Here is a 20,062-nt window from a genome sequence, read left to right as displayed (position 1 = left end):
CAACACAGCTTCTTCAGGGTGAATCATGAGTAAACTCGGGTTTTACCTGCTGCTGCTGGTGCTTGCACCGGTGGCGGCGGTAATCGTCATCACGCCTATGGACAGCCAGAAGCAATATATATTTGGCTTAATCAGCATCGGGATGATGTTTTTACTGGGCTTCAGCAAAAGCCGCAAAATAACCATCGTTATGGTTATCTTATCCGCGCTGATGTCGACCCGATATATCTGGTGGCGTACTACGGAGACGCTGCAATTTAATTCTGAGATTGAAGCGATTCTCGGTATCGGCTTATATCTGGCCGAACTGTATGTCTGGCTGATCTTAATTCTCGGCTTCCTGCAAACCACCTGGCCATTAAAACGCACCATCGAACCTCTGCCGGATGATACCAGCCTGTGGCCGACGGTGGACGTCTATGTTCCGACCTACAACGAAAGCCTCGATGTGGTGCGTGATACCGTGCTGGCGGCGCAGTGTATTGATTACCCGCGCGACAAGCTGAAGGTCTATTTGCTGGATGACGGTAAGCGCAGTGAGTTCGCGGTATTTGCCGCCGATGTTGGCGTGGGTTACATCACCCGTGACGACAATAATCACGCTAAAGCCGGTAACCTCAACCACGCGATGAAGATCACCAAAGGTGAGCTGATTTGCATCTTCGACTGCGATCACGTGGCTACGCGCACCTTCCTGCAGGCGACGGTCGGTCCGTTCCTGAAAGATCCAAAGCTGGCGCTGCTGCAAACCCCGCACTACTTCTATTCACCGGATCCGTTCGAGCGTAACCTGCGCGCAGCGCGCAGCATCCCGAACGAAGGTTCACTGTTCTACGGCCCGGTGCAGCAGGGTAACGATAACTGGAACGCCACCTTCTTCTGCGGTTCTTGTGCGGTGATTCGCCGTAGCGCGCTGGAAGAGATCGGTGGTTTTGCGGTGGAAACCGTGACCGAAGATGCGCATACCGCGCTGAAAATGCAGCGTCGCGGTTGGGGATCGGCCTTTTTGGCGATTCCGCTGGCGGCCGGTCTGGCAACCGAGCGCCTCGGCCTGCACGTCGTGCAGCGTAACCGCTGGGCGCGTGGCATGACGCAGATCTTCCGCGTTGATAACCCGCTGTTTGGCCGTGGATTGAAGTGGCAGCAGCGTCTGTGCTACCTCAACGCCATGCTGCACTTCCAGTTTGGCTTGCCGCGCGTAGCGTTCCTGACGGCACCGCTGGCCTACCTGCTGTTTAACCTGAATATCATTCACTCGTCAGCATCACTGATTTTCGCCTACGTCCTGCCGCATCTGGTGATGTCCCTCTACGTCAACTCGCGAATGAACGGCAAGTTCCGTTACACCTTCTGGGGCGAAATCTACGAAACCGTGATGTGCTTCCACCTCGTCATCCCAACGCTGCTCACCATGCTGGCGCCGAAGCGCGGTAAGTTTAACGTAACGGATAAAGGCGGCCTGCTCGATCAGGGCTTCTTCGACTTCCACATCGTGCGTCCACATGTGATTGTCGCGGTGCTGCTGTCGATCGGCATCATCGCGGGCGTGGTGCGCGCCACCGCGCATGACTACTTTGGTGTCGATCCTTACGTTATTGCGCTCAACGTCGGCTGGGCGGTATTCAGCCTGGTTATCCTGATGGCGGCGATTGCCGTGGCGCGCGAAACCAAGCAGGTGCGTAAAACCATCCGTATTGAGGTGCAGATCCCGGCGGTGATTCACTACGCCAGCGGCATCTCGTCACGCACGAAAACCAGCGATCTGTCGATGGGCGGCGCGCAGCTGGATGCGCCGGACAATCGTCACGAGCACGATGAAATTGAAGAGATCGATCTGCTGCTGAAGTCGGGCACCATCACCATTCCGGTGAACAAAATCTCCGGCGATGAGGAGAGCATCCGTCTGCGCTTTGGCGATATGCCGCTGTCGCGCCGCCGTGAGCTGGTGCGCGTGGTACTGGCGCGTGCCGATGCGTGGATTCAGCCGGAGTATAAGCAAGACAATCCACTGGTTTCGCTTGGCACCATTATTCGTACCGTCTTTGAGCTGTTCTGGCTGACCTGGAAAGATCGCCGTGAGAAGCGTAAGCGTGACAACCAGCCCGCAGTAAAAGAGGACAGCGCTGCATGAAGAATTTGACGCAAACGTTGCTGGCAAGCTCGCTGGCAACGGCGCTGCTGCTCGCGCCAGCGTGGGCCGAAACCCCGCCAGTCACTCAGGATAGCGCTGCACTTTCAGACGTGCCGCCGCCGCAAGGCATCGAAAGCGCTGCCGATCCGCAGCTGCAACAGGCAGCGGGCGCTGCACCTTATGCGCCAGCGGAAACCGCACCGCAAACCGCTCCCGAAACCGCACCGGAAGCCGCATCGACAACGGAAAACAACGCGCCTGCTGAACCTGCGCCCAGCGAACCTGCTGCCGCACCAGAAATGGTGCTGCCAACGGTAGCGCCAACCGCACCGGCGATGATGCCAGAAACGTCTTCCGTGACGCTTAACCAGCCAATCAGCAGCACCGTTTCGGTGGCGCAAATGGGCCAGCCGCGCGGCATTACGTTGACCGGCGGCCAGCTGCAATCCGGCATCATGTTCACGCTGCCCAGCGATGAAGTGATCACCAACGCGCGTCTTAATCTGTCGCTGCGCGTCTCGGCGGCGCTGGCCGCGCGTAACACCTCGCTGCAGCTGATGCTGAACGGTCAGCCGCTGGGTACCTTGCCTTTGGGCGCCAGCGACAGCGATGTCAGCGATTACCAGCTGGATATTCCGGCGGCGATGGTGGTCTCCAGCAACAACCTCAGCTTCAAGATTAACGATGCCGACAAGCTGCTGTGCGAGAAAGAGAGCGCGCAGCAGTATCAGGTGTCGATTTTGCCGAAGACCACGCTGAGCCTCGAAGGGCAGCAGCTGAACATTGGCACCAGCCTGCGTAACTTCCCGCGTCCGTTTATTGATGCGCAGCGCATGACGCCCGCCAGCGTCACCTTTGGCTTTGCCGCCAATGTCGCGCCGGACAGCATCAGCGCCGCTGCGCTGGTGGCATCGTGGATGGGCATTCAGTCGGATTATCGTGGCATCCGTTTCCCGGTGGTGCGCGGCGATCTGCCTGAACACAACGGCATTCTGGTCGGCCATCCGGGCGACAAAATTGGTACCGTAACCTTGCCAGCCACCAGTGGTCCGCTGCTGCAGGTGATCGATAACCCGAACAATCCGGTCTACAAACTGCTGCTGGTGGTGGGCGCGAATGACGATCAGCTACGTCAGGCCGCTAACCGTTTAACCACTCAGCCGTTGGCGACCGATGCCAGCAGCCTTAACGTGCAGCCGCAGCCGATAGGTGAACGTAAGCCGTACGATGCGCCGCGCTGGATCAACACCACGCGCCCGGTGCGTTTGAGCGAACTGCTGCGCAAAGATCAGAGCCTGACCACCACCGGCATCTGGCACGATGCGCTGAGCGTCAACTTCCGCGCGGCGCCAGACCTGTTCCTGTGGGATGGCGACACCATTCCGGTGGAGCTGCACTATCGCTTCCCATCCGAAAGCTGGATTGATGAGGACAACTCGTTCCTCAACGTCATGATTAACGGCACGTTCCTGCGCAATCTTACGGTGAATAAAGTCGGTTTGCTGGAGAGCGCCTGGCATCGGCTGGGCGGCGACGCGCGTCAGGAGCATTACACCCTGAAGCTCGAACCGTACCTGATTTACGGTGACAATCAGCTGGCGCTCTACTTCAACATCAAGCCGAAAGCGGATGCGCCGTGCGGCGTGCTGCTGAACAACAACATTAAGAGCCGCATTGAAGAGGATTCGTGGATCGATCTGAGCCATACGCGCCACTTCACCATGCTGCCAAATCTCTCTTACTTTGTTGGCGCTTCGTTCCCGTTCTCGCGTCTGGCGGACTTCTCGCAGACCACGCTGCTGTTGCCGGAACAACCAAGCGATGCGGAGATCGCCACGCTGCTGGATATGGCCTCACGCGCCGGTAACGCTACCGGCGTACCGCTGCTGCAAAATCAGGTGCTGTTTGGCCTGCCAAACGGCGGCACCAACATGACGCGCCTGCAGCAGAGCGATCTGCTGGCGGTCAGCACCACGCAGAACAACGAGTTCAACCAGGCAATGCTGGCCAACACGCCGTTCGATACCAGCGGCAACACGCTGGGCGTGAAAGAGCCCACCACCTGGGACAAACTGCGTGGCTGGCTGACCGGCGACTGGTATCGCCAGCCGCTGGATGCCGATCGTTACTTCTCCTCCAACGAAGCGTGGCGCGGCTTTGTCAGCTATCGCTCGCCGTGGAACCCGGATCGCTTAGTGGTGATGACGGTGGCGACCAGCGATCAGCAACTGCTGCGCCTGCATGAAGACCTGAATTCTGCACGCATCAACGCCGGGATTCGCGGCGATACCGCCATCATCACCGATGAGAACGGCATTCGCAGCTTCCGCGTCGGCCCGCAATTCCCGAGCGGCGAAATGCCGTGGTACATGATGGTGGTGTGGTATGCCAACCAGCACTCGGTGCTGATGGCGCTGGCGGCGCTGCTGCTTTCAGCGTTGGTCGGCGGCGGTGCGTGGGTGATGCTGAAACGTCATGCGTGGCGTCGTCTCAACCCAAAAGTTGATAGCAAGTCCGGCAAGAAGTAAGGATAAAAACAATGAAAAAACATCTGTTAAGTGCCGGTATTCGCCATGCCTTGATTCTGGGTGGCGCGCTGACGCTCTCTCAGTCGCTGCTGGCGGCGGAGAGCAGTAATCCTGCGTTACAGGCGCTGTTCGATCAGGCGGCTTACTGGCACCAGAAAGCGCATGACGATTTGGCCAAAGCCTCGCTGCAGAAAGTGCTGATGGTTGAGCCCAACAACACGCAGGCGCTCTATCTGCTGGCGCTCTATTCACAGCAGAGCGGCGGCACAGCGGAAGCAGCGCAGTGGCGTGCGCGCCTGAGCGCGGCCTCGCCGAACGATCCGCATCTCACCGAGCTGGATAACGCCCGCCAGCTGCAAACCATTCCGCAGGCGCAGCTGCAGTTAGCGCGCCAGCAGGCACGCAGCGGCAACATCGCGGCGTCGCTGCAAACCTGGCGTAACACCTTCAGCGGCAACGAACCGCCGCCGAGCGTGGCAGCCGAATATTATCTGACCATGGCGGGCGATCGTTCGCTGCTGCCGCAGGCGGTTGAAGCGCTGCGTCAGTTCTCCGCCGATCATCCGCAGGATACCGGCGCCAAGCTGGCGCTGGGTAAAGCGCTGACCTATCAGGAAGCAACGCGTCGTCAGGGTATCGATGTGCTCGGCAGCCTGGCAGACGGCAACAAAGAAGCGGACCGTTCGCTGCGTCAGGCGCTGTTGTGGCTGGGTCCGCAGGCGTCCGATGCGTCGCTGTATCAAACCTGGCAGCAGCGCCATCCGCAAGACAACGCGGTGCTGGATTACTACCGTAAAAACGTTGGCGGTGCGGAGAAGGGCGCAGGCTTTACCGCGCTGAACAGCGGCGACGTCAGCAACGCGCAGAACAACTTTGAGAAAGTACTGCAAGCTAACCCGCAAGATGCGGATGCGCTGGCCGGTATGGGCTATGTTGCCCAGCGCGCCGGACGTTATGCCGAAGCGGCGGATTACCTGACGCGCGCGGCGCAGATGGGTGGCGATCAGAGCGATACGCGCCAGAAGCAGGCCGCCGATGCACGCTTCTACGCGCAGCTGGCCTCCGCGCAGCAGGCGCTGAAAAATGGCGACAGCGCGCAGGCGTTGGCGCTGAGCGAACCGCTGGCGCAGGCCGACGGCGAGAAAGGCGTCTCCGCCAAACTGTTCCGTGCCGATGTGCAGCGTCGCAGCAATCAGTTCGATCAGGCGGAGCAAACCTATCGCGCCATCCTGCAAAGCGATGCCAATAACCGCAACGCCAAAGAAGGCTTGTTCTACGTGCTGCGTCAGCAGAACCGTGGCGCAGAAGCCAATACGTTGCTGGCATCACTGCCCGACAGCGTGCGCCAAAGCGTGGCACCGCGCGGCAGCAGCACCGATCCAATTCGTGCCCAGGCCAAACGTGAAGTGGCGGCGGGCAATAACAGCGCCGCCATCGCCACCTTGACCTCGGGTATTCAGCGCTATCCCAACGATGGCTGGCTGCGTCTCGATCTGGCACGTCTCTACCGCGCGCAGGGCAATAACATGATGGCGGCCAATATCATGCAGCCCACTATGCGCAGCGGCGCCAGCACCACCGAACTCTATGCAGGTGCGTTAAACGCCAGCGAAAGCAGCGCGTGGCAGCAGGCGAGTCAGTTGCTGTCTCGCATTCCCAACAGCAGCAAAAACAGCGATATGCGCGAGCTGGCGCAGCGCGTCAACTTCAACCTGCAGATGGCTACCGCCGATCAGTATCTGGCGCAGGGCTCGAACGCGGCAGCGGCCAACACCCTGCGCGCGCTGGCCTCTACGCCGCCCGCCAATCCGGTGGATGCCGGTAACCTGGCGCAGAAGCTGGCAAAAGCCGGCGATCTCACCAGCGCGGTGTCCGTGGTGCGCAGCAATATGCAGCGCGGCATTCAGGGCAATGCCGGTGATTACGCCGCGCAGGTGGCGGTGCTGAATCAGGCGGGGCTGAATACCGAAGCGCAGAGCTTACTCAGCAGCCCGGAACTACAGGCACGCAGCACGCCAACCCAGCTGGCGGGCATCCGCAACGGCTACGTGATCAACGAAGTGGATCGCCTGCGCGAGCAGAAACAGTACGCCGCCGCTTACGACAAGCTGGTGGGCGCGCTGCAGCACGATCCGCAGAACCGCGATCTGATGTTCGCCATGGCGCGACTCTACCAGTCCGGCAAGATGAACAAAGAAGCGGGCGTGGTATACGACTACCTGATGACCCAAGATACGCCAACGCAAGACGCGCGCACCGGCGCCATCAACGTGGCGCTGGCGCAGAATGACGTCAACAAAGCCAATACCTTAACGCGCGGCCTGCGCAACGAGCAGTCGCCGGATCGCTTGCTGCTGTTAGCCCGCGTGGCCGAAGCCAACGGCGAACACAGCCAGGCGATGAGCTACCTGCGCACCGCGCGCGGTCAGCTGATTGGTCTGCAGGGCGCAGAAACCGGCAGCGTGCCAAACGTCGGTGGTCTGGCGCTGGCCGACAATCCGTTTATCAATCGCGGCACCTCGCCGGTGGGGCGTACGCCTTCCAGCTATGGCGCGGTGATGCCGTGGCAGTCGGCACCGGCGGCCACCAGCAGCGCCGAAGGCGTGACGCTGGCGAGCAACACACCGGCGGTTCAGCAGAGCCAGACGCTGCGCCAAATCGACAACATGATGGATGACCTGCAAGAGAAAACCGGCACCTGGGTGCAGGGTGAAATGCAGGTACGCGGTCGTGATGGCGAATCCGGTTTGAGTAAGTTGACCGAAGCCAAAGCGCCGCTCACCTTCTCCACCGTGCCGTTTGGCGAGTCGCGCTTCGACTTCACCATGACGCCGGTTTCCCTCACCGCCGGCAGCGCCGGTGGCGACGCGTGGCGTCGATTCGGTACCAACGCGCTGGTGCAGGGCAACGTGGTTGCCTCCGGTGCGGCGAAAATTGATGATACGCCCAACTCCACCACCGATTCGCAATCCGCGACCGGCGTGGAGCTAAACATGGCGCTGAAGGGCGACAGCTACAAGATTGACCTCGGCAGCACGCCGCTGGGTCAGGACTTGAGTACGCTGGTGGGCGGCGTGCAGTGGTCGCCGAAGCTGACCGACTTCCTGACGCTGATCCTTACCGGTGAACGCCGCGCGATGACCGACAGCTTGCTGTCGTATGTCGGCGTCGAAGACAAAACCAGCGGTAAACGCTGGGGCCGCGTGACTAAAAACGGCGGTAACGCCTTGCTGAGTTACGACAACGGCGATGCCGGTTTTTATGTCGGCGGCGGCGCGTACAGCTACATCGGCGAAAACGTGGCGAGCAACAACAGCGTGCAGGCGACCGCAGGCGCGTATGTGCGTCCGTATCACCTCGACGATCGCGAGCTGAAAGTCGGCATGAGCTTGTCGTGGATGGATTACTCGAAAAACCTCAGCTACTTCAGCTACGGTCAGGGCGGTTACTTCAGCCCGCAGAACTATGCGTCGGTGTCGTTCCCTATCGAATTCAGCCGCAAGTTTGACGATCTGAAAGTGAACGTCGGCGGTTCGGTGGGTTATCAATCCTACAGTCAGGATAAGAGCGCCTACTTCCCGAATAATCCGTCGTTGCAGGCGCAGCTGCAAAGTCTGGCCGATCAAGGCTACGTGAAGGATGCGTTCTACAGCGGCGACAGCAAAAACGGCATTGGCTACAACCTGCATGCCGGTGCGGATTATAAGATCAACAAAGATGTCACCGTGGGCGGTCAGCTCGGCTACGACACCTTTGGCGATTACAACGAGAGCACCGCCAATCTTTACTTCCGTTACATGTTCGGAGATTACTAATGAGTGAGCAAGTAACCGCACGCGTCAGCCATCCGCATCAGCCGGGCTGGTTTGATTTGGTGAGCGCGATGATTGAGAGCATGCTGGACAACGCGGGCGAGGAAGCGGAAGGCTTTCTCAATGGCGTCGGCGTATCGCTGGCAACACGCTATCCTTTACCCGATGCGCGCACCGTGCAGGATCTGGAGCGTGAAATGAATTTGCAGCTGGCGCGATTTAACTGGGGCTTTGTGCAGTTACAGCCGCAGGAGAATGCCATTCTGATTCAGCACCACGCGCTGCCGCAGGGCGACAGCAACGTCGGTGTTGAACGTTGGCAGCTGGCGTTGAGCGCGGTGCTGGCGGGCGTGTATGCACAATGGCTGCAGGCACAAGGCGGCAGCGCGGCGGTGCCGGTGATGCTGGAGAACAACGACGGCGGCACGCTGCACTATCGATATCAATAGGATGCTGTAATGAGAGTGATGCGGTTCTGGCGTCAATGGATGCTGTGTTTCATGGTGATGTTTTTTAGCGCTCAGGCGGCCGCAGATGGCTGGAGTACCTATAAAAGCCGTTTTATGGGCAGCGATGGCCGAATCAGCGATACGGCCAACAACAACGTTAGCCATACCGAAGGGCAAGGCTACGGCATGTTGCTGGCGGTGGCGCATGACGATCGCGCCACTTTCGATCTGCTGTGGCAGTGGACGCGCAGCCATCTGCGTAATACGCAAAACGATCTGTTCTACTGGCGCTACACGCCAGGCGCCGCCGATCCGATTGCCGACAAAAACAACGCGTCTGATGGTGATGTTCTGATTGCCTGGGCGCTGCAACGTGCGGCACAGAAGTGGGGCGGCGATTATCAGCAGGCCTCCGACCGCATTCAGCGTGCGATCGTCAAGCTGAATGTGATCAGCTACGGCGGACATAAAGTGATGCTGCCGGGCGCGCAGGGCTTCAACAAAACCAGCTACGTGGTGCTTAATCCCTCCTATTTCCTGTTTGAGGCCTGGCGCGAGTTTGCGGAACACAGCCATCTGCGTATCTGGAATGAGCTGATTGATGACGGCATGGATTTGCTGGGTGAGATGCACTTCGGCAAAACCGGCCTGCCGCTCGATTGGGTGGCGCTGAATGCTGATGGTTCTGTGGCACCGGCGGTCGGCTATTCCAATCGCTTCAGCTATGACGCGATCCGTATTCCGCTAAATATCTGGTGGTACGACCCGCAAAGCCTGCGTCTGGTGCCGTTCCAGCGTGTCTGGCAAGGTTCGGCGCGCATGACCACGCCCGCCTGGTATGATGTGTTGGGCAACACGCCAGCGCCGTACAACATGGAGGGGGGATTGATTGCGGTGCGCGATTTAACCCTGGGCCAAACCCAGTATCTCAATGACACGCTGGCAGCGGATCAAAACTACTTTTCCGCCAGCCTGCAGCTGCTGACCTGGCTGGCATATCAGGAAAAGCGCTAAATCTCATTTTTGGCCTGGTCGCTATAAATGGCGACCTCAGGACGGCGGAGCTGTTGATTAATGTGACGCAAGCTCGTGGAAGAATTTTGGATTGGCTTGAATCATTGCCAGCACCTTTGCGGCCAGTCCGGTCGGATTGCGCCGCCCCGTTTCCCAACTTTTAATGGTATCAAGGCTGGTGCCGAGGACCTGCGCCATTTCGCTTTGCGAGACGTTCAGCTGCATCCTAATGGCTTTTACATCAGCCAACTCATAACGGGTAACGCGAGCAGGCTCGCTTGTACCGTTTTTAATTTCTACAGCTTCTTCAAGCGATGCTTTCAGCTCGTCAAAAAAACTCATGTTATACCTCGTCTTTTAATCGTTGGGTCAACTTCTTCAACTCGGCTTTTTCCGCATGCGTGAGGCTTTCTTTGATATTTTTCGGGTAGGCCATTACCAGGTAAATCACTTCAACGGTGGCGAGGAAATAAATCACCCTTGCACTGCCACTTTTTCCCTGATTACCCGTTGCCATCCTGATTTTTCGCAGGCCACCAGTATGTTGAATGAGATCACCTTTCTCAGGTGACTCGATAAGCGTTTTTTGTAACTCCCTGAGTTCGTCATCCGTGGCGATTTGCTTTATCTGGCGAGTAAATATCGGAGTTTCAATAAACTCAATCGCATGACTCATCGGCTATCTCCTTTGCCTTCAAGGAGTACATTGTACACTAAAATGTGTGCCGTTAAAGACTCTCAGGCGTCAGAGTTAATGTGAGCTACGTCCGAAGTGCTATTTAAAATCCGCATACGGCGTCAGCGGTTGTGGCGGCATATCCATATCGCCATTCCAGCCGGACATTGAGTAGCGCATGAAAATCAAACCGTGGCTTGGGGTGTAATCTTTCGCTTGCTGTATATCCATCGCCAGGCCCACCGACCAATGCGGCGTAATGCGTCGCTCCACCAGCGCCTGCAGCGTGTAGCCAAAACCTCTACCCGAACTGCTGTCTGAGGTGGGATTCGACGCCAGCGTAAAGCCAGGATTGACCGGATAGCGCTGCTGCCCGTCGGTATGCGATTGCGACCAGGAAACCGAGCCGCCGAGATCAAACGACCAGTTCTCTGTGCGCTGGCGATAGGTCATCGGCAGCGACAGCGAGAAATATTGCTGCGGGCTGTAATAGCCGCCCTGACCGAAGGTGTAGTCGCTGAGATCCTTCTGGTAATGCCACAGCATGCTGTTCAGGCCCACGGTGGCGCGGCGATTATCGTCATTAATCAGCTTGTAGTAATAGCCCGCCATCAGGCGTTCGCGGCTGTTATCCGCCACGTTATCACCGCTGAGTTGATGCGCACTGATATCGCCCCACACGCCATGCGCGCCGCCCTGATCATAACTCAGTCCGAGCGAGCCGCCGGTTGCCACCACGCCGCCCCAGGTTTTGCCGCCGTTCGCTGCGGGATCGCGCGCGCCTGCGTACGCCAGCAGCGAGCTGGAGATCGGTCGGCGTGATGCGGTGAACGTCAGGCCAATGTCTTTGACGTCGGTTCTCCAGCTGACGCCGCCGACCCAGTTGCGGGTCTCGAAGCCGAGCGGCGTGGTGCCGAAATCAGCCGACCAGCGATCGTTATGCCAGCCCACGCCCAGCGCGGTGCCTTCATCGTGCTGAGTAAAGTCGCGGCTGCATCCGCCGGAATTGTCATCGTTACAGCTGCCGAACTGCTCGCTGTGGCTGCCGTTGCTGGTGGAGAAAGTGCCGGCTGAAACCCGCACATGATCGACACGCACAAAGCTGTGGCCATCGGCCAGCGGTGTTTCCGCCTGCATCATGGTGGTATGGGCGGTGAAATCGGAAGTGCCGCCGTTGCCTTTGTTGCGCGAGTAATCCTGCTCCAGCGTGAACGTGGTGTCCTGCTGACGATAAAGATCGGCGGCGTCGCTGCGGATGCTACGTTTCAGCCAGTCATCCTGCGCCTGATTGCGGGTTAATTGCGTATAACGATCGTTATCCTGTGGCACATCCGGGCTGATGCCGCTCGCGGCCATCGCCCGTTGATAATCCTGCTGCGCTTGTGCGGGTTGTTGCAGCTGCGTTTCCAGCCGCGCCGCATCGCGAAACACCAACGCTTTTTCCTGTGACGCGGCCTGTTGCGCCGCGCGGGTTTTCAGCTCAGCAAAAATCTGTTGAGCACGAACCGCATCGCCACTGTTCTGCCAGGCGAGCGCCACGCGCCGACCGCTGTTCACACCTTGCTGCGCCACGCCTGGCGGCAAGGCTTGTAACGCGCGTTGCGCTTCAGCAGGGCGTTTTAAGGCGATCAAGGCTTCGATACGACCCAGCGCCGCATCGCCGTTTTTACGGTCTTGCTGCTGCACCTGTTGATAGCTCGCCAGCGCACTGCGGGCGTCGCCGCGCTCCAGCGCCCAATCGGCCAGCGTGATATCGCGGCGGATAGAAGCGGGTTGCTGTTGTAGTAATGCAATCGCCGCCGTTTCATCGCCGCGCGTGCGTAAATCACTGGCGCGGGTAAACACTTTGTCCTGCTCGAGACGATCGGCCAGCTCATGCATGTTGCTGTCCCAGCGCGCAGCGGGCAGGCGATGCAAGGTGGCCAGCGCCGCGTCATCGCGGTCGCCAGAAGCCAGCCACAGCGCCGACGCATACAGCGCTGTGGGTTCCTGTGGATGCTGGCGCACCATCGCGTCCATCACCTGCGCGCCCTGAGTTTCTTCGCCGCCGTTGCGCAGTGCGCCAGCCAGTCGATAAACCAGCCAGATATCATCAGGATTCGCCTGCGCTACCTGGCGATACTTCTCCGCCGCCTGATGCCATTGGCCTTGCTGCGCCAACGCATCGGCTTCGGCCATCAGCGCATCGGTGCGCAGCTGTAGCAGACGACGTTTCGCCGTGCTATTGCTGCGATCTAAACGCAGCGCCTGCTGCCAATAATGCTCAGCCTGCGCAGAATTTTTACCCGCCAGCGCGGCATCACCCAAGCCAATCAGCGCCCAGCTATCACGATTATCCAGCGCTTGCGCGCTGCGGTAATACCCTTCCGCCGCGGCGATATCGCCTTTTTTCAGCGCCGCATCGCCATTGTTGATCGCCAGCCAGTAACGGTTGGTTTGCAGCAGCGACTGCCATTTGCCGATCTGCGTGCTGGCCTGACCGGCCTGTATCGCTTTCTCCAGCCAGCGAATGGCGGCGGCGCGATTGTTGGCTCGCGCCTGCGCCTGGCCCATCGCGCCCATCAGTTCAGCATCGTTGGGATTGGCGGTTAGCGCGGCATTGAGCGCGGCAATCGCATTGGCGCCGCCACCGGCATCCACCAGCGCTAAGCCACGCATGCGCTGGCGATACGGGGGATCGGCGAGCAGTTGTTGCTGACGCGCCAGCTCTTGCTGACCGCGCTGCTGGGCATCGCCCTCGGTAAAGGTTTGCAGATATTGCTGCAGGCTGGCGACGCTGCTTTCGCTCACCGGCTGATTCTGGATCTGCTGTAGCCACAGCTCGGAAGCGGCATCGCGCCCGCCGTTGCGGTTGGCGAGACGACGCAGCTGGGTAAAGGCTTCGCCCGGCTGATTGTTATCAAACGCCATGCGCGCCAGCTGCAGTTCTACGCCGATGTTGCCGGGATAGCGCTGCTCAAGCGCCTGCAACTGTTGATACGCTTGCGGCTGCTGGCCGGGTAAACGCGCCACCAGCCGCCAATACTCCAGCTCGGTATTCACATCGGGGAACACGCCTTGGAACAGCGCGTCCCACGCGGCTTTGGCTTCGACGACATGCCCGGCGGTGGCCAGCAGTCGCGCCTGCTGCAGCTGCTGACGCCCTTCCGCAGTCACCAGACGCAATCCGGCTGCTGATTCACGCGTGGCGGCGGCATTCGGTGCCACGCGCTTCAGTTCATCCAGCAGTTTTTGCGCTTTGGCCTGGTCGCCCTGGCGCAGTGCCATGCGGATTTGCGCCGCCAGCACCTGCGGATTATCAGGATCGATTTTTTCCAGCCGATAGAGCGATTGCTGTACCAAATCGATTTTGTTGGTCGATTCGCCGGTACGAATCTGCATCAGCAGCCACTCAACAGGCGAAACCTGGGGACCGATCGGGGCGGCAGTCGCGCCGGCCAACACCCCGAGTGTGCTACTGATCAGCAATCCCAGCTGCAGCTTATTCATCGTCATCCAGCTCGGCCAGACGGCGACGGCTGACCATGCGCATTAAACGCCACGCCATCAGCGCAAACAGAACCACGACCACCACCGCGCAAATCGCCAGCCACACCGGATGGATGGCCAGCAGATTCCACAGGCGTTCCCACCACGGCAGGTGACCTACGTAATAGGTATCGCCGACGCGGATGCTGTTAACGCCCGATTCACGGATCACCGTGGCGGTACCGAACACTGCCGTGCGTTTGCCGCTGTCGAGCAGCGCGTTATTCAGCAATTCCCAGCCGCGCGGGCTGTCGGCCAGCAATGCCACGACGCTGCGTTGATCGTTAAACGGTGACTGGAACCCGACAATCGCGCCCATCGGCCCGCGTGAGCTAATAGTGGTTTGGCTTTCTACCGCGCGTTCACTGTCAGAAATCGGTACGTTAGCTGCTGCGTTGCTGCGTGCGGGCATGCTGATCCAGCTGCGGGCGGCATCGGCCAGCAGCGAGATCTTCGTGTCGTCCTGCAGATCCTGCGGAATGCCGCCGATCATCAACATATCCGCATCCGCCGATTTCGCTTTGCTCCAGTCATCGCTCATCTGCACGCGCAGCGCCGGATAACCGGTTTGTGCGCCGATGCTGCCGAGCGCATTCAGCAGCGTGCTGACTTCGTCATTGCTCGGCCTGGATGGCACCAGCACCAGCGTTTGCGCCAGATCGGCGTAGCGGCTGTACGGGAAACCGGCGTTGGCGAAGGCGCCCAGCGACGGCATTTCGATGTAGTGACGATAGCCGGAGAAATCGATGCTCGAGGTATCGTCAATCACCACGTGATGTCCGACGGCGGTGACGGTTTCACAGCGGCCATCGGCGGTACCGCCAATAAAGGTGTTGGCGTAATCAAAGTTAAAACGCAGCTGATTTACCACGCCGAGGCGCAGCGCCGGAATGGTCAACTGGCGATTGCTGTCCTGCAAACCCTGCATCAGCGGGATGCGCATCAGCTGCTGACCGGCGGTATCTTTCTGCGTCAGCGGATAATCCTGCATGAACTGATTGTTGAGATGCACCGCGAGACGCGAGCCATCCTGCTGAATCGGCGAGGTGTAGCGGTAGCGCAGATCCATATCGATGCCGCGTGCGCGCACCAGGAACAGATCCGGCGGCAGATTCAGCGTCAGGCTGATCGGATTCGGCTGCAAACCGTCGCCCTGCAGCTGATTTTGATACTGCGTCAGCTCGGCAAAGGTGGTGCGGCGATCGGTGCGCACCCAGTTCGGTGCGTCGTACGCCTGGCGCGCGGCCAGCAGTTTTACGCTGTCGATGGTTGAGCTGTCACCGCGCAGCAGCAGCTGGCCTTGCGCAATGCCTTCGACGGCGGTCAGCAGGTCGTTATCGTCACGGCCGAGGATCAGCAGCATCTTCTCGTACGGATTATCCGGCTGATTCACCATCTCCACCGTCGGTTTCTCCACTGGCGGCAGATCTTTCAGGAAGTCGGGGCGATGATCGTTGGTGGCAAACACCACCGCATGCTGCTCTTTAGGCAGTTGGTTATACAGCACCGGGAAGGATTGTCCGCGCCACTGCGCTTTACTGCCAAACCAGGAAGCCAGAATCCCGGCCGCACGCTGTTGCAGCAGATTCGGCTGGGCGTTGAAGACCATCGGCAGCTGCAACGGACGGCTGTCGCGCGTATCTAAGAACGGCTCCGGGAAATGCGACAGATCGTTCTTCAGCGGCAGCTTCTGCAGCGTCAAATCGAGTTTGCTGGCTTTGCCGATATCCAGCCAGATGGTGCTGTTGGCCGGGTTTTCACATACGTTGGCATAGTGACCTACCAGCTCAAGCCGCACGCGGTTGAAGTCGCTGATAAAGCGCGGATCGATAGGGATTTGCGTTTGGTTCTCTTTGCCGAGCTGCTCGGCGGTGACCGTCACCAATCCCACCAGCTCATCGTTGAGATAGACTTTGAGCTGCGACAGCGTCGGAATCAGCGCCGGCGAGGGACGATAGCTCAGATTCAGCAGCGCGCGCGTCACCACTTCATCGCTGCGCACGCCGAACTCAATCTGGCTGCTCGGTTCGGTACCGCGCAGCGTCATGCTGCCGGGCGGCGGAGCGACCTGATTAAACACCAGCTGGCTGTCACGCAGCGGCGCGTTGGCGTCGACCCGCGCATTCACCTCCGGTAACGGCTGCGGCGCAGTCATGGCGCCAGAAGTCAGCGGCGCGGCCTGCACCACAGAGACGCAGCCCAGCAGCAGGGCGGTGAACCAACTCAGTTTTTTCGTCATGGTCATATCATCAACTTAAGTAAAATCGGTTTTGATCGTCGCAGGCTGGCGGTCAATACGCTGCGGTAGCAGTGTCGCCAGCCAACTCACCAACGCGGTGAGGCCACGGAATAAGCGGCGCAGCGGCGCAGGTCCATACTCGGCCAGACGCAGATAGCCTTTAAAACCCAGCACCATAATGTCGGCCAGACTTTGCACCGGTTTATCTTCCGGGAAGCCATCCTGCCACAGCGCCCAGGTATCGGCGCGAGCGAAGGTGCACTGAATAAATTCAATGTGTTGGCGCGTCGTGAGTTGATGCAGGCGAATCCCGGCGCGACGGCCAAACACGCGCTGCACCTGACACGGGAAGCTGAACTCTTGCTGACCACGGCGCAGCAGCAGCGACACGGTTTCGTCCTCTTTCAGCGCATCGGCTTCGCGCAGCTCAACGCCCACGCCGCCGTCGGAATAGTCACGCAGCGTGCACGGCACCATGTGTCCATCTTCACGTGCGATGGCGGCGGGCATGGCGATTTCCACACGATGCGCTTCGCGGATCTGACGCGCTTCAACCGATACCGCCACCGCGCCGCCGAGGATAATCATGTTGTAAATCACCCACACCAAACTGACCCAAATGGTGAGCATTTCGTTGGCCGGACCGTACGCCATGCGCCAGAAGGCCATGCCAATACCGGCGATATTCAGCAGCACCAGCATCATGTACGGCTTGGTAATCACCCAATCGAGATGACGTTCGGCCACCAAACCACCTTTGGCGGTAACGTTGAATTTGCCTTTGTGCGGATTAAACAGCGCCACCGTGGTTGGCCGCGCGATGTACCACGCCAGCACAGTTTCATACACTTCGCTCCAGAACGAATGTCGCCAGCGGCCCTGAATGCGCGAGTTGGTCAAACTGGTGTGCAGCATGTGCGGCAACACGTAGATGGCGATCGCCAGCGCGGGCGCGTAGATGATGTAGGCGTGGAACAGCAGAAACGCCAGCGGTGCCAGCAGGAAGATCAGACGCGGAATCCCGGCGAGAAAGTGCAGCATGGCGTTGGCGTAACACAGGCGCTGCACCAGCTTTAACCCTTTGCCGAACAGCGGGTTATCGAGGCGGAAAATCTGCACCATACCGCGCGCCCAGCGGATACGCTGACCGATATGCGCGGACAGACTCTCGGTGGCCAGACCCGCAGCCTGCGGAATACGAATATATGCCGAGGTGTAACCCTGGCGATGCAGACGCAGCGAGGTGTGCGCATCTTCGGTGACGGTTTCTACCGCAATGCCGCCGATCTGATCCAGCGCAGTTCGGCGCAATATGGCGCAAGAGCCGCAGAAGAACGCCGCATCCCAGGTATCGTTGCCATCCTGCACCAAACCGTAAAATAGCGAGCCTTCGTTAGGCGTCTGGCGGAAGCGACCGAGGTTACGTTCAAACGGATCGGGTGAGAAGAAGTGGTGCGGCGTTTGCAGCATCGCCAGCCGATGATCTTTCAGGAACCAGCCCATCGTCAGCTGCAGAAACGAGCGCGTCGGCACATGGTCGCAGTCAAAAATGGCAACATATTCGCTGCGGCACACGGCTTTCAAAGCATGGTTGATGTTGCCCGCTTTGGCGTGTTCGTGGGTGGGACGCACCACGTAATTGACGCCGATGCTGCCGGCAAACTCGCGGAACTCTTCGCGCGTGCCGTCGTCCAGCAGGTATATATTGAGCTTGTCCTGCGGCCAGTCGATGCCCATCGCCGCGTAGAGGGTCGGTTTCACGACGCTCAGCGGTTCATTGTAGGTCGGTACCAGAATATCGACGCTCGGCCACGAGGTGATTTCCGGCGGCATCGAGACCGGCTGACGATTGAGTGGCCACAGCGTCTGGAAATAACCCAGCACTAATACCGCCCACGCATAGGTTTCTGCACCTATCAGCAGCAAGCCAAACGTCAGGCTGATCGGGTCGTCCCAGTTGAGGGTTTCGGTGTAGCGCCACCACAGATAACGGCAGGAAATCGTCAGCGATAACACGATCAGCATGATGGTGGACAAGCGGCCCGGCACGCGACGCACCAGCATCGCCAATCCCCATAACAGCAGCACGAAGACAAACTGCGTAGTGATGCCGAAGGGCTGCGAGATGCACAGCAGCGCCAGCAGGCTGGCGACAATCGCTGCCACGATAAACAGCAGCTGCCGCAACCACGCGGGCAGCGCCTGAATACGTTGTTCGCTGCGCTGGGCGAACCGGTTTCGTTCCAGCCGTGCCGGCAGCGCACCGAGCCACTGATAGAGCGGCTCGCGCCAGCGGAACAGCGGTTTGACGCTGAAACTTTTACGCGTGCGTTTATCCAGCGGCAATACCAGCATCAGCCACAGGCTTTGCAGTGCATAGCGCAGCGGGTCAAGCGGACGTGGGCGCAGCAGCGAAATTTGCGGGTAGTAACGTTGACGATGTTGCAGGATGCGCTGCCAACCGGGGGTTTCCAGCCGCAACAGCGACCACGCGAGTATGCACCACATTAAATGCAGCGCGATGGTGAAACGGCCCGCGCCGTGCTGATGCGCCAGCTGAGCGCGGCGTTGCAGCGCCTGCCATGCTTGCGGCATCAGCAGCCAGCGTAATGGATTCACGCCGCGCCTCCCGGCACATGCAGCAGCAGCCAGTTAGCCAGCGTGTTGATCTCTTCGCTGGCCAGCGCATGCGGCCGATATTCGCCCACCGGCTGTTTCATCATCAGCGCTTCCGCCAGCGCTTCATCGCGGTGAATCACTTGGGGAATCAGGTTTTTCAGTGAGCTGATCCACAGCTGATGCAGATCCTGCTGTAGCTGGCTGTTGGCGTTGAACTGGTTGATCAGAAACAGCGTGTGCGCAGGAAAACGCGCGTGATGCAGACGCAACTGACAGTTGGCATCCAGCGTTAGCACCTGCAGCAGACGATCGGCGGTGGTAACCAGGGATCGCTGCCACGGCAACAGATCCGCTGGCATGTCGAAAATAATCCAGTCGTAGTGCGATTTCAGGACCGGCAGCGCGTGTAGCAGCGGTGCGGCAAATTCTGCGTTGATAGCGCTGATGCTGGCGTACTGTTGCGACGTGAGTGCGCCAAACGGCAGGAAATCCAGCCCTGCTTGATAGCGCTGAGCGCACTGCTGCCACGCTTGCTGTTCGAGCAGCGCGGGCGCCCAGCCCTGAGCGCGGTCGAGCGGCATATTAAAATGGGTAGCTAGCTGATTTACCGGGGAAAAATCGATAACCAGCACCGATTGCTGCAGCGCGTTAAACGCCCAGCCGAGTGCGGCGCTCAGCGAGGTAGCGCCACAACCGCCACGCAATCCTTGTAATGCAATAACAGGCATTAACGTTCTGACTCCTGTGCGGCGCTTATTTCACGCAGCAATGGCCAGCGCGTCATAATGGTATTCAGTCGCGCTTCGCGGGCAATATCAATGTAGCGAAATGCCTTAAGGGAAAAGGCATCACTTAAGGCTGTAATGTCATCGTGCTCTTCGCTGCTAGTCGCATTCAGCGAAAATGCATTCTCTGTTTTCATTATTTTTTTGCCACCGAAAAATCGACAACGGATGAATTGTGGTTTTATTTTTTGTAAAGTTTAAACCTGAAGTAAAGACAAATGCTATCCACAGATCAATATGATTTGCGCTAATACGCTATTTTTTATTTCACCCGTTCCAAT

General features: G+C 59.1%; 12 protein-coding genes. 5 read left to right on the top strand and 7 right to left on the bottom strand.

Features of this window, described 5'->3' with window-relative positions; all coding sequences use genetic code 11:
• The first annotated feature begins 25 nt into the window (after positions 1-25).
• The 5 genes from bcsA (K5Y33_RS20100) to K5Y33_RS20080 are packed head-to-tail and all read left to right on the top strand — an operon-like array spanning position 26 to position 9,934.
• Positions 26-2,131 (top strand): UDP-forming cellulose synthase catalytic subunit, encoded by a 2,106-nt coding sequence (bcsA, locus tag K5Y33_RS20100; protein ID WP_101763798.1) that lies wholly within the window; start codon positions 26-28, stop codon positions 2,129-2,131.
• Positions 2,128-4,659, top strand: a complete 2,532-nt coding sequence (gene bcsB / locus K5Y33_RS20095; protein WP_222234975.1) for a cellulose biosynthesis cyclic di-GMP-binding regulatory protein BcsB — start codon at positions 2,128-2,130, stop codon at positions 4,657-4,659. The genes bcsA (K5Y33_RS20100) and bcsB (K5Y33_RS20095) overlap by 4 nt, the downstream gene beginning before the upstream one ends.
• Before the next feature lie 11 nt (positions 4,660-4,670).
• Complete coding sequence (locus tag K5Y33_RS20090) at positions 4,671-8,474, top strand: cellulose biosynthesis protein BcsC (protein WP_222234974.1); 3,804 nt, start codon at positions 4,671-4,673, stop codon at positions 8,472-8,474.
• Positions 8,474-8,920 carry a cellulose biosynthesis protein BcsD gene (bcsD, locus tag K5Y33_RS20085; protein ID WP_110867897.1) on the top strand — a complete coding sequence of 149 codons (447 nt, stop codon included), beginning with the start codon at positions 8,474-8,476 and terminating at the stop codon, positions 8,918-8,920. The genes K5Y33_RS20090 and bcsD overlap by 1 nt, the downstream gene beginning before the upstream one ends.
• Before the next feature lie 9 nt (positions 8,921-8,929).
• Positions 8,930-9,934, top strand: a complete 1,005-nt coding sequence (locus K5Y33_RS20080; RefSeq protein WP_210081020.1) for a glycosyl hydrolase family 8 — start codon at positions 8,930-8,932, stop codon at positions 9,932-9,934.
• A gap of 57 nt (positions 9,935-9,991) precedes the next feature.
• On the opposite strand, the gene nadS is transcribed toward K5Y33_RS20080, so the two are convergent.
• The 7 genes from nadS to bcsR all read right to left on the bottom strand — a co-directional run bounded on the left by nadS (position 9,992) and on the right by bcsR (position 19,918).
• On the bottom strand, positions 9,992-10,276 hold the full coding sequence (nadS, locus tag K5Y33_RS20075; protein ID WP_222234973.1) for a NadS family protein: 285 nt from the start codon (positions 10,274-10,276) through the stop codon (positions 9,992-9,994).
• 1 nt (position 10,277) lies between these two features.
• Entirely contained in the window at positions 10,278-10,610 is a 333-nt protein-coding gene (locus K5Y33_RS20070) for a type II toxin-antitoxin system RelE/ParE family toxin (protein ID WP_222234972.1), read from the bottom strand.
• A 99-nt stretch (positions 10,611-10,709) separates the two neighbouring features.
• Positions 10,710-14,099 carry a cellulose synthase complex outer membrane protein BcsC gene (bcsC, locus tag K5Y33_RS20065; RefSeq protein WP_222234971.1) on the bottom strand — a complete coding sequence of 1,130 codons (3,390 nt, stop codon included), beginning with the start codon at positions 14,097-14,099 and terminating at the stop codon, positions 10,710-10,712.
• Entirely contained in the window at positions 14,092-16,377 is a 2,286-nt protein-coding gene (gene bcsB / locus K5Y33_RS20060) for a cellulose biosynthesis cyclic di-GMP-binding regulatory protein BcsB (protein WP_222234970.1), read from the bottom strand. Before bcsB (K5Y33_RS20060) ends, bcsC begins: the two co-directional genes overlap by 8 nt.
• Positions 16,378-16,392: 15 nt before the next feature.
• Positions 16,393-18,996: a UDP-forming cellulose synthase catalytic subunit gene (gene bcsA, locus K5Y33_RS20055; protein WP_222234969.1), complete on the bottom strand. Its 2,604-nt coding sequence runs from the start codon at positions 18,994-18,996 to the stop codon at positions 16,393-16,395.
• Positions 18,993-19,724 carry a cellulose biosynthesis protein BcsQ gene (bcsQ, locus tag K5Y33_RS20050; RefSeq protein ID WP_222234968.1) on the bottom strand — a complete coding sequence of 244 codons (732 nt, stop codon included), beginning with the start codon at positions 19,722-19,724 and terminating at the stop codon, positions 18,993-18,995. The genes bcsA (K5Y33_RS20055) and bcsQ overlap by 4 nt, the downstream gene beginning before the upstream one ends.
• A complete protein-coding gene (gene bcsR, locus K5Y33_RS20045; protein WP_101763788.1) occupies positions 19,724-19,918 on the bottom strand; it encodes a cellulose biosynthesis protein BcsR in 195 nt (64 codons plus the stop codon). The genes bcsQ and bcsR overlap by 1 nt, the downstream gene beginning before the upstream one ends.
• Positions 19,919-20,062: the final 144 nt, after the last annotated feature.

The sequence above is a fragment of the Pantoea sp. DY-17 genome, assembly GCF_019795975.1.
Classification (GTDB): Bacteria; Pseudomonadota; Gammaproteobacteria; order Enterobacterales; family Enterobacteriaceae; genus Pantoea; species Pantoea leporis.
The sequence above is the reverse complement of the archived record's forward strand: the minus strand, read 5'-3'. Positions and strand labels throughout refer to the sequence as shown.

What these genes read in the sequence shown, in the direction of transcription:
- bcsR (WP_101763788.1), bottom strand. Translation starts at nt 19,918, where the DNA reads ATGAAAACAGAGAATGCATTTTCGCTGAATGCGACTAGCAGCGAAGAG.
- bcsQ (WP_222234968.1), bottom strand. Translation starts at nt 19,724, where the DNA reads ATGCCTGTTATTGCATTACAAGGATTGCGTGGCGGTTGTGGCGCTACC.
- bcsD (WP_110867897.1), top strand. Translation starts at nt 8,474, where the DNA reads ATGAGTGAGCAAGTAACCGCACGCGTCAGCCATCCGCATCAGCCGGGC.
- K5Y33_RS20070 (WP_222234972.1), bottom strand. Translation starts at nt 10,610, where the DNA reads ATGAGTCATGCGATTGAGTTTATTGAAACTCCGATATTTACTCGCCAG.
- nadS (WP_222234973.1), bottom strand. Translation starts at nt 10,276, where the DNA reads ATGAGTTTTTTTGACGAGCTGAAAGCATCGCTTGAAGAAGCTGTAGAA.
- bcsB (WP_222234975.1), top strand. Translation starts at nt 2,128, where the DNA reads ATGAAGAATTTGACGCAAACGTTGCTGGCAAGCTCGCTGGCAACGGCG.
- K5Y33_RS20080 (WP_210081020.1), top strand. Translation starts at nt 8,930, where the DNA reads ATGAGAGTGATGCGGTTCTGGCGTCAATGGATGCTGTGTTTCATGGTG.
- bcsA (WP_101763798.1), top strand. Translation starts at nt 26, where the DNA reads ATGAGTAAACTCGGGTTTTACCTGCTGCTGCTGGTGCTTGCACCGGTG.
- bcsB (WP_222234970.1), bottom strand. Translation starts at nt 16,377, where the DNA reads ATGACGAAAAAACTGAGTTGGTTCACCGCCCTGCTGCTGGGCTGCGTC.
- K5Y33_RS20090 (WP_222234974.1), top strand. Translation starts at nt 4,671, where the DNA reads ATGAAAAAACATCTGTTAAGTGCCGGTATTCGCCATGCCTTGATTCTG.
- bcsC (WP_222234971.1), bottom strand. Translation starts at nt 14,099, where the DNA reads ATGAATAAGCTGCAGCTGGGATTGCTGATCAGTAGCACACTCGGGGTG.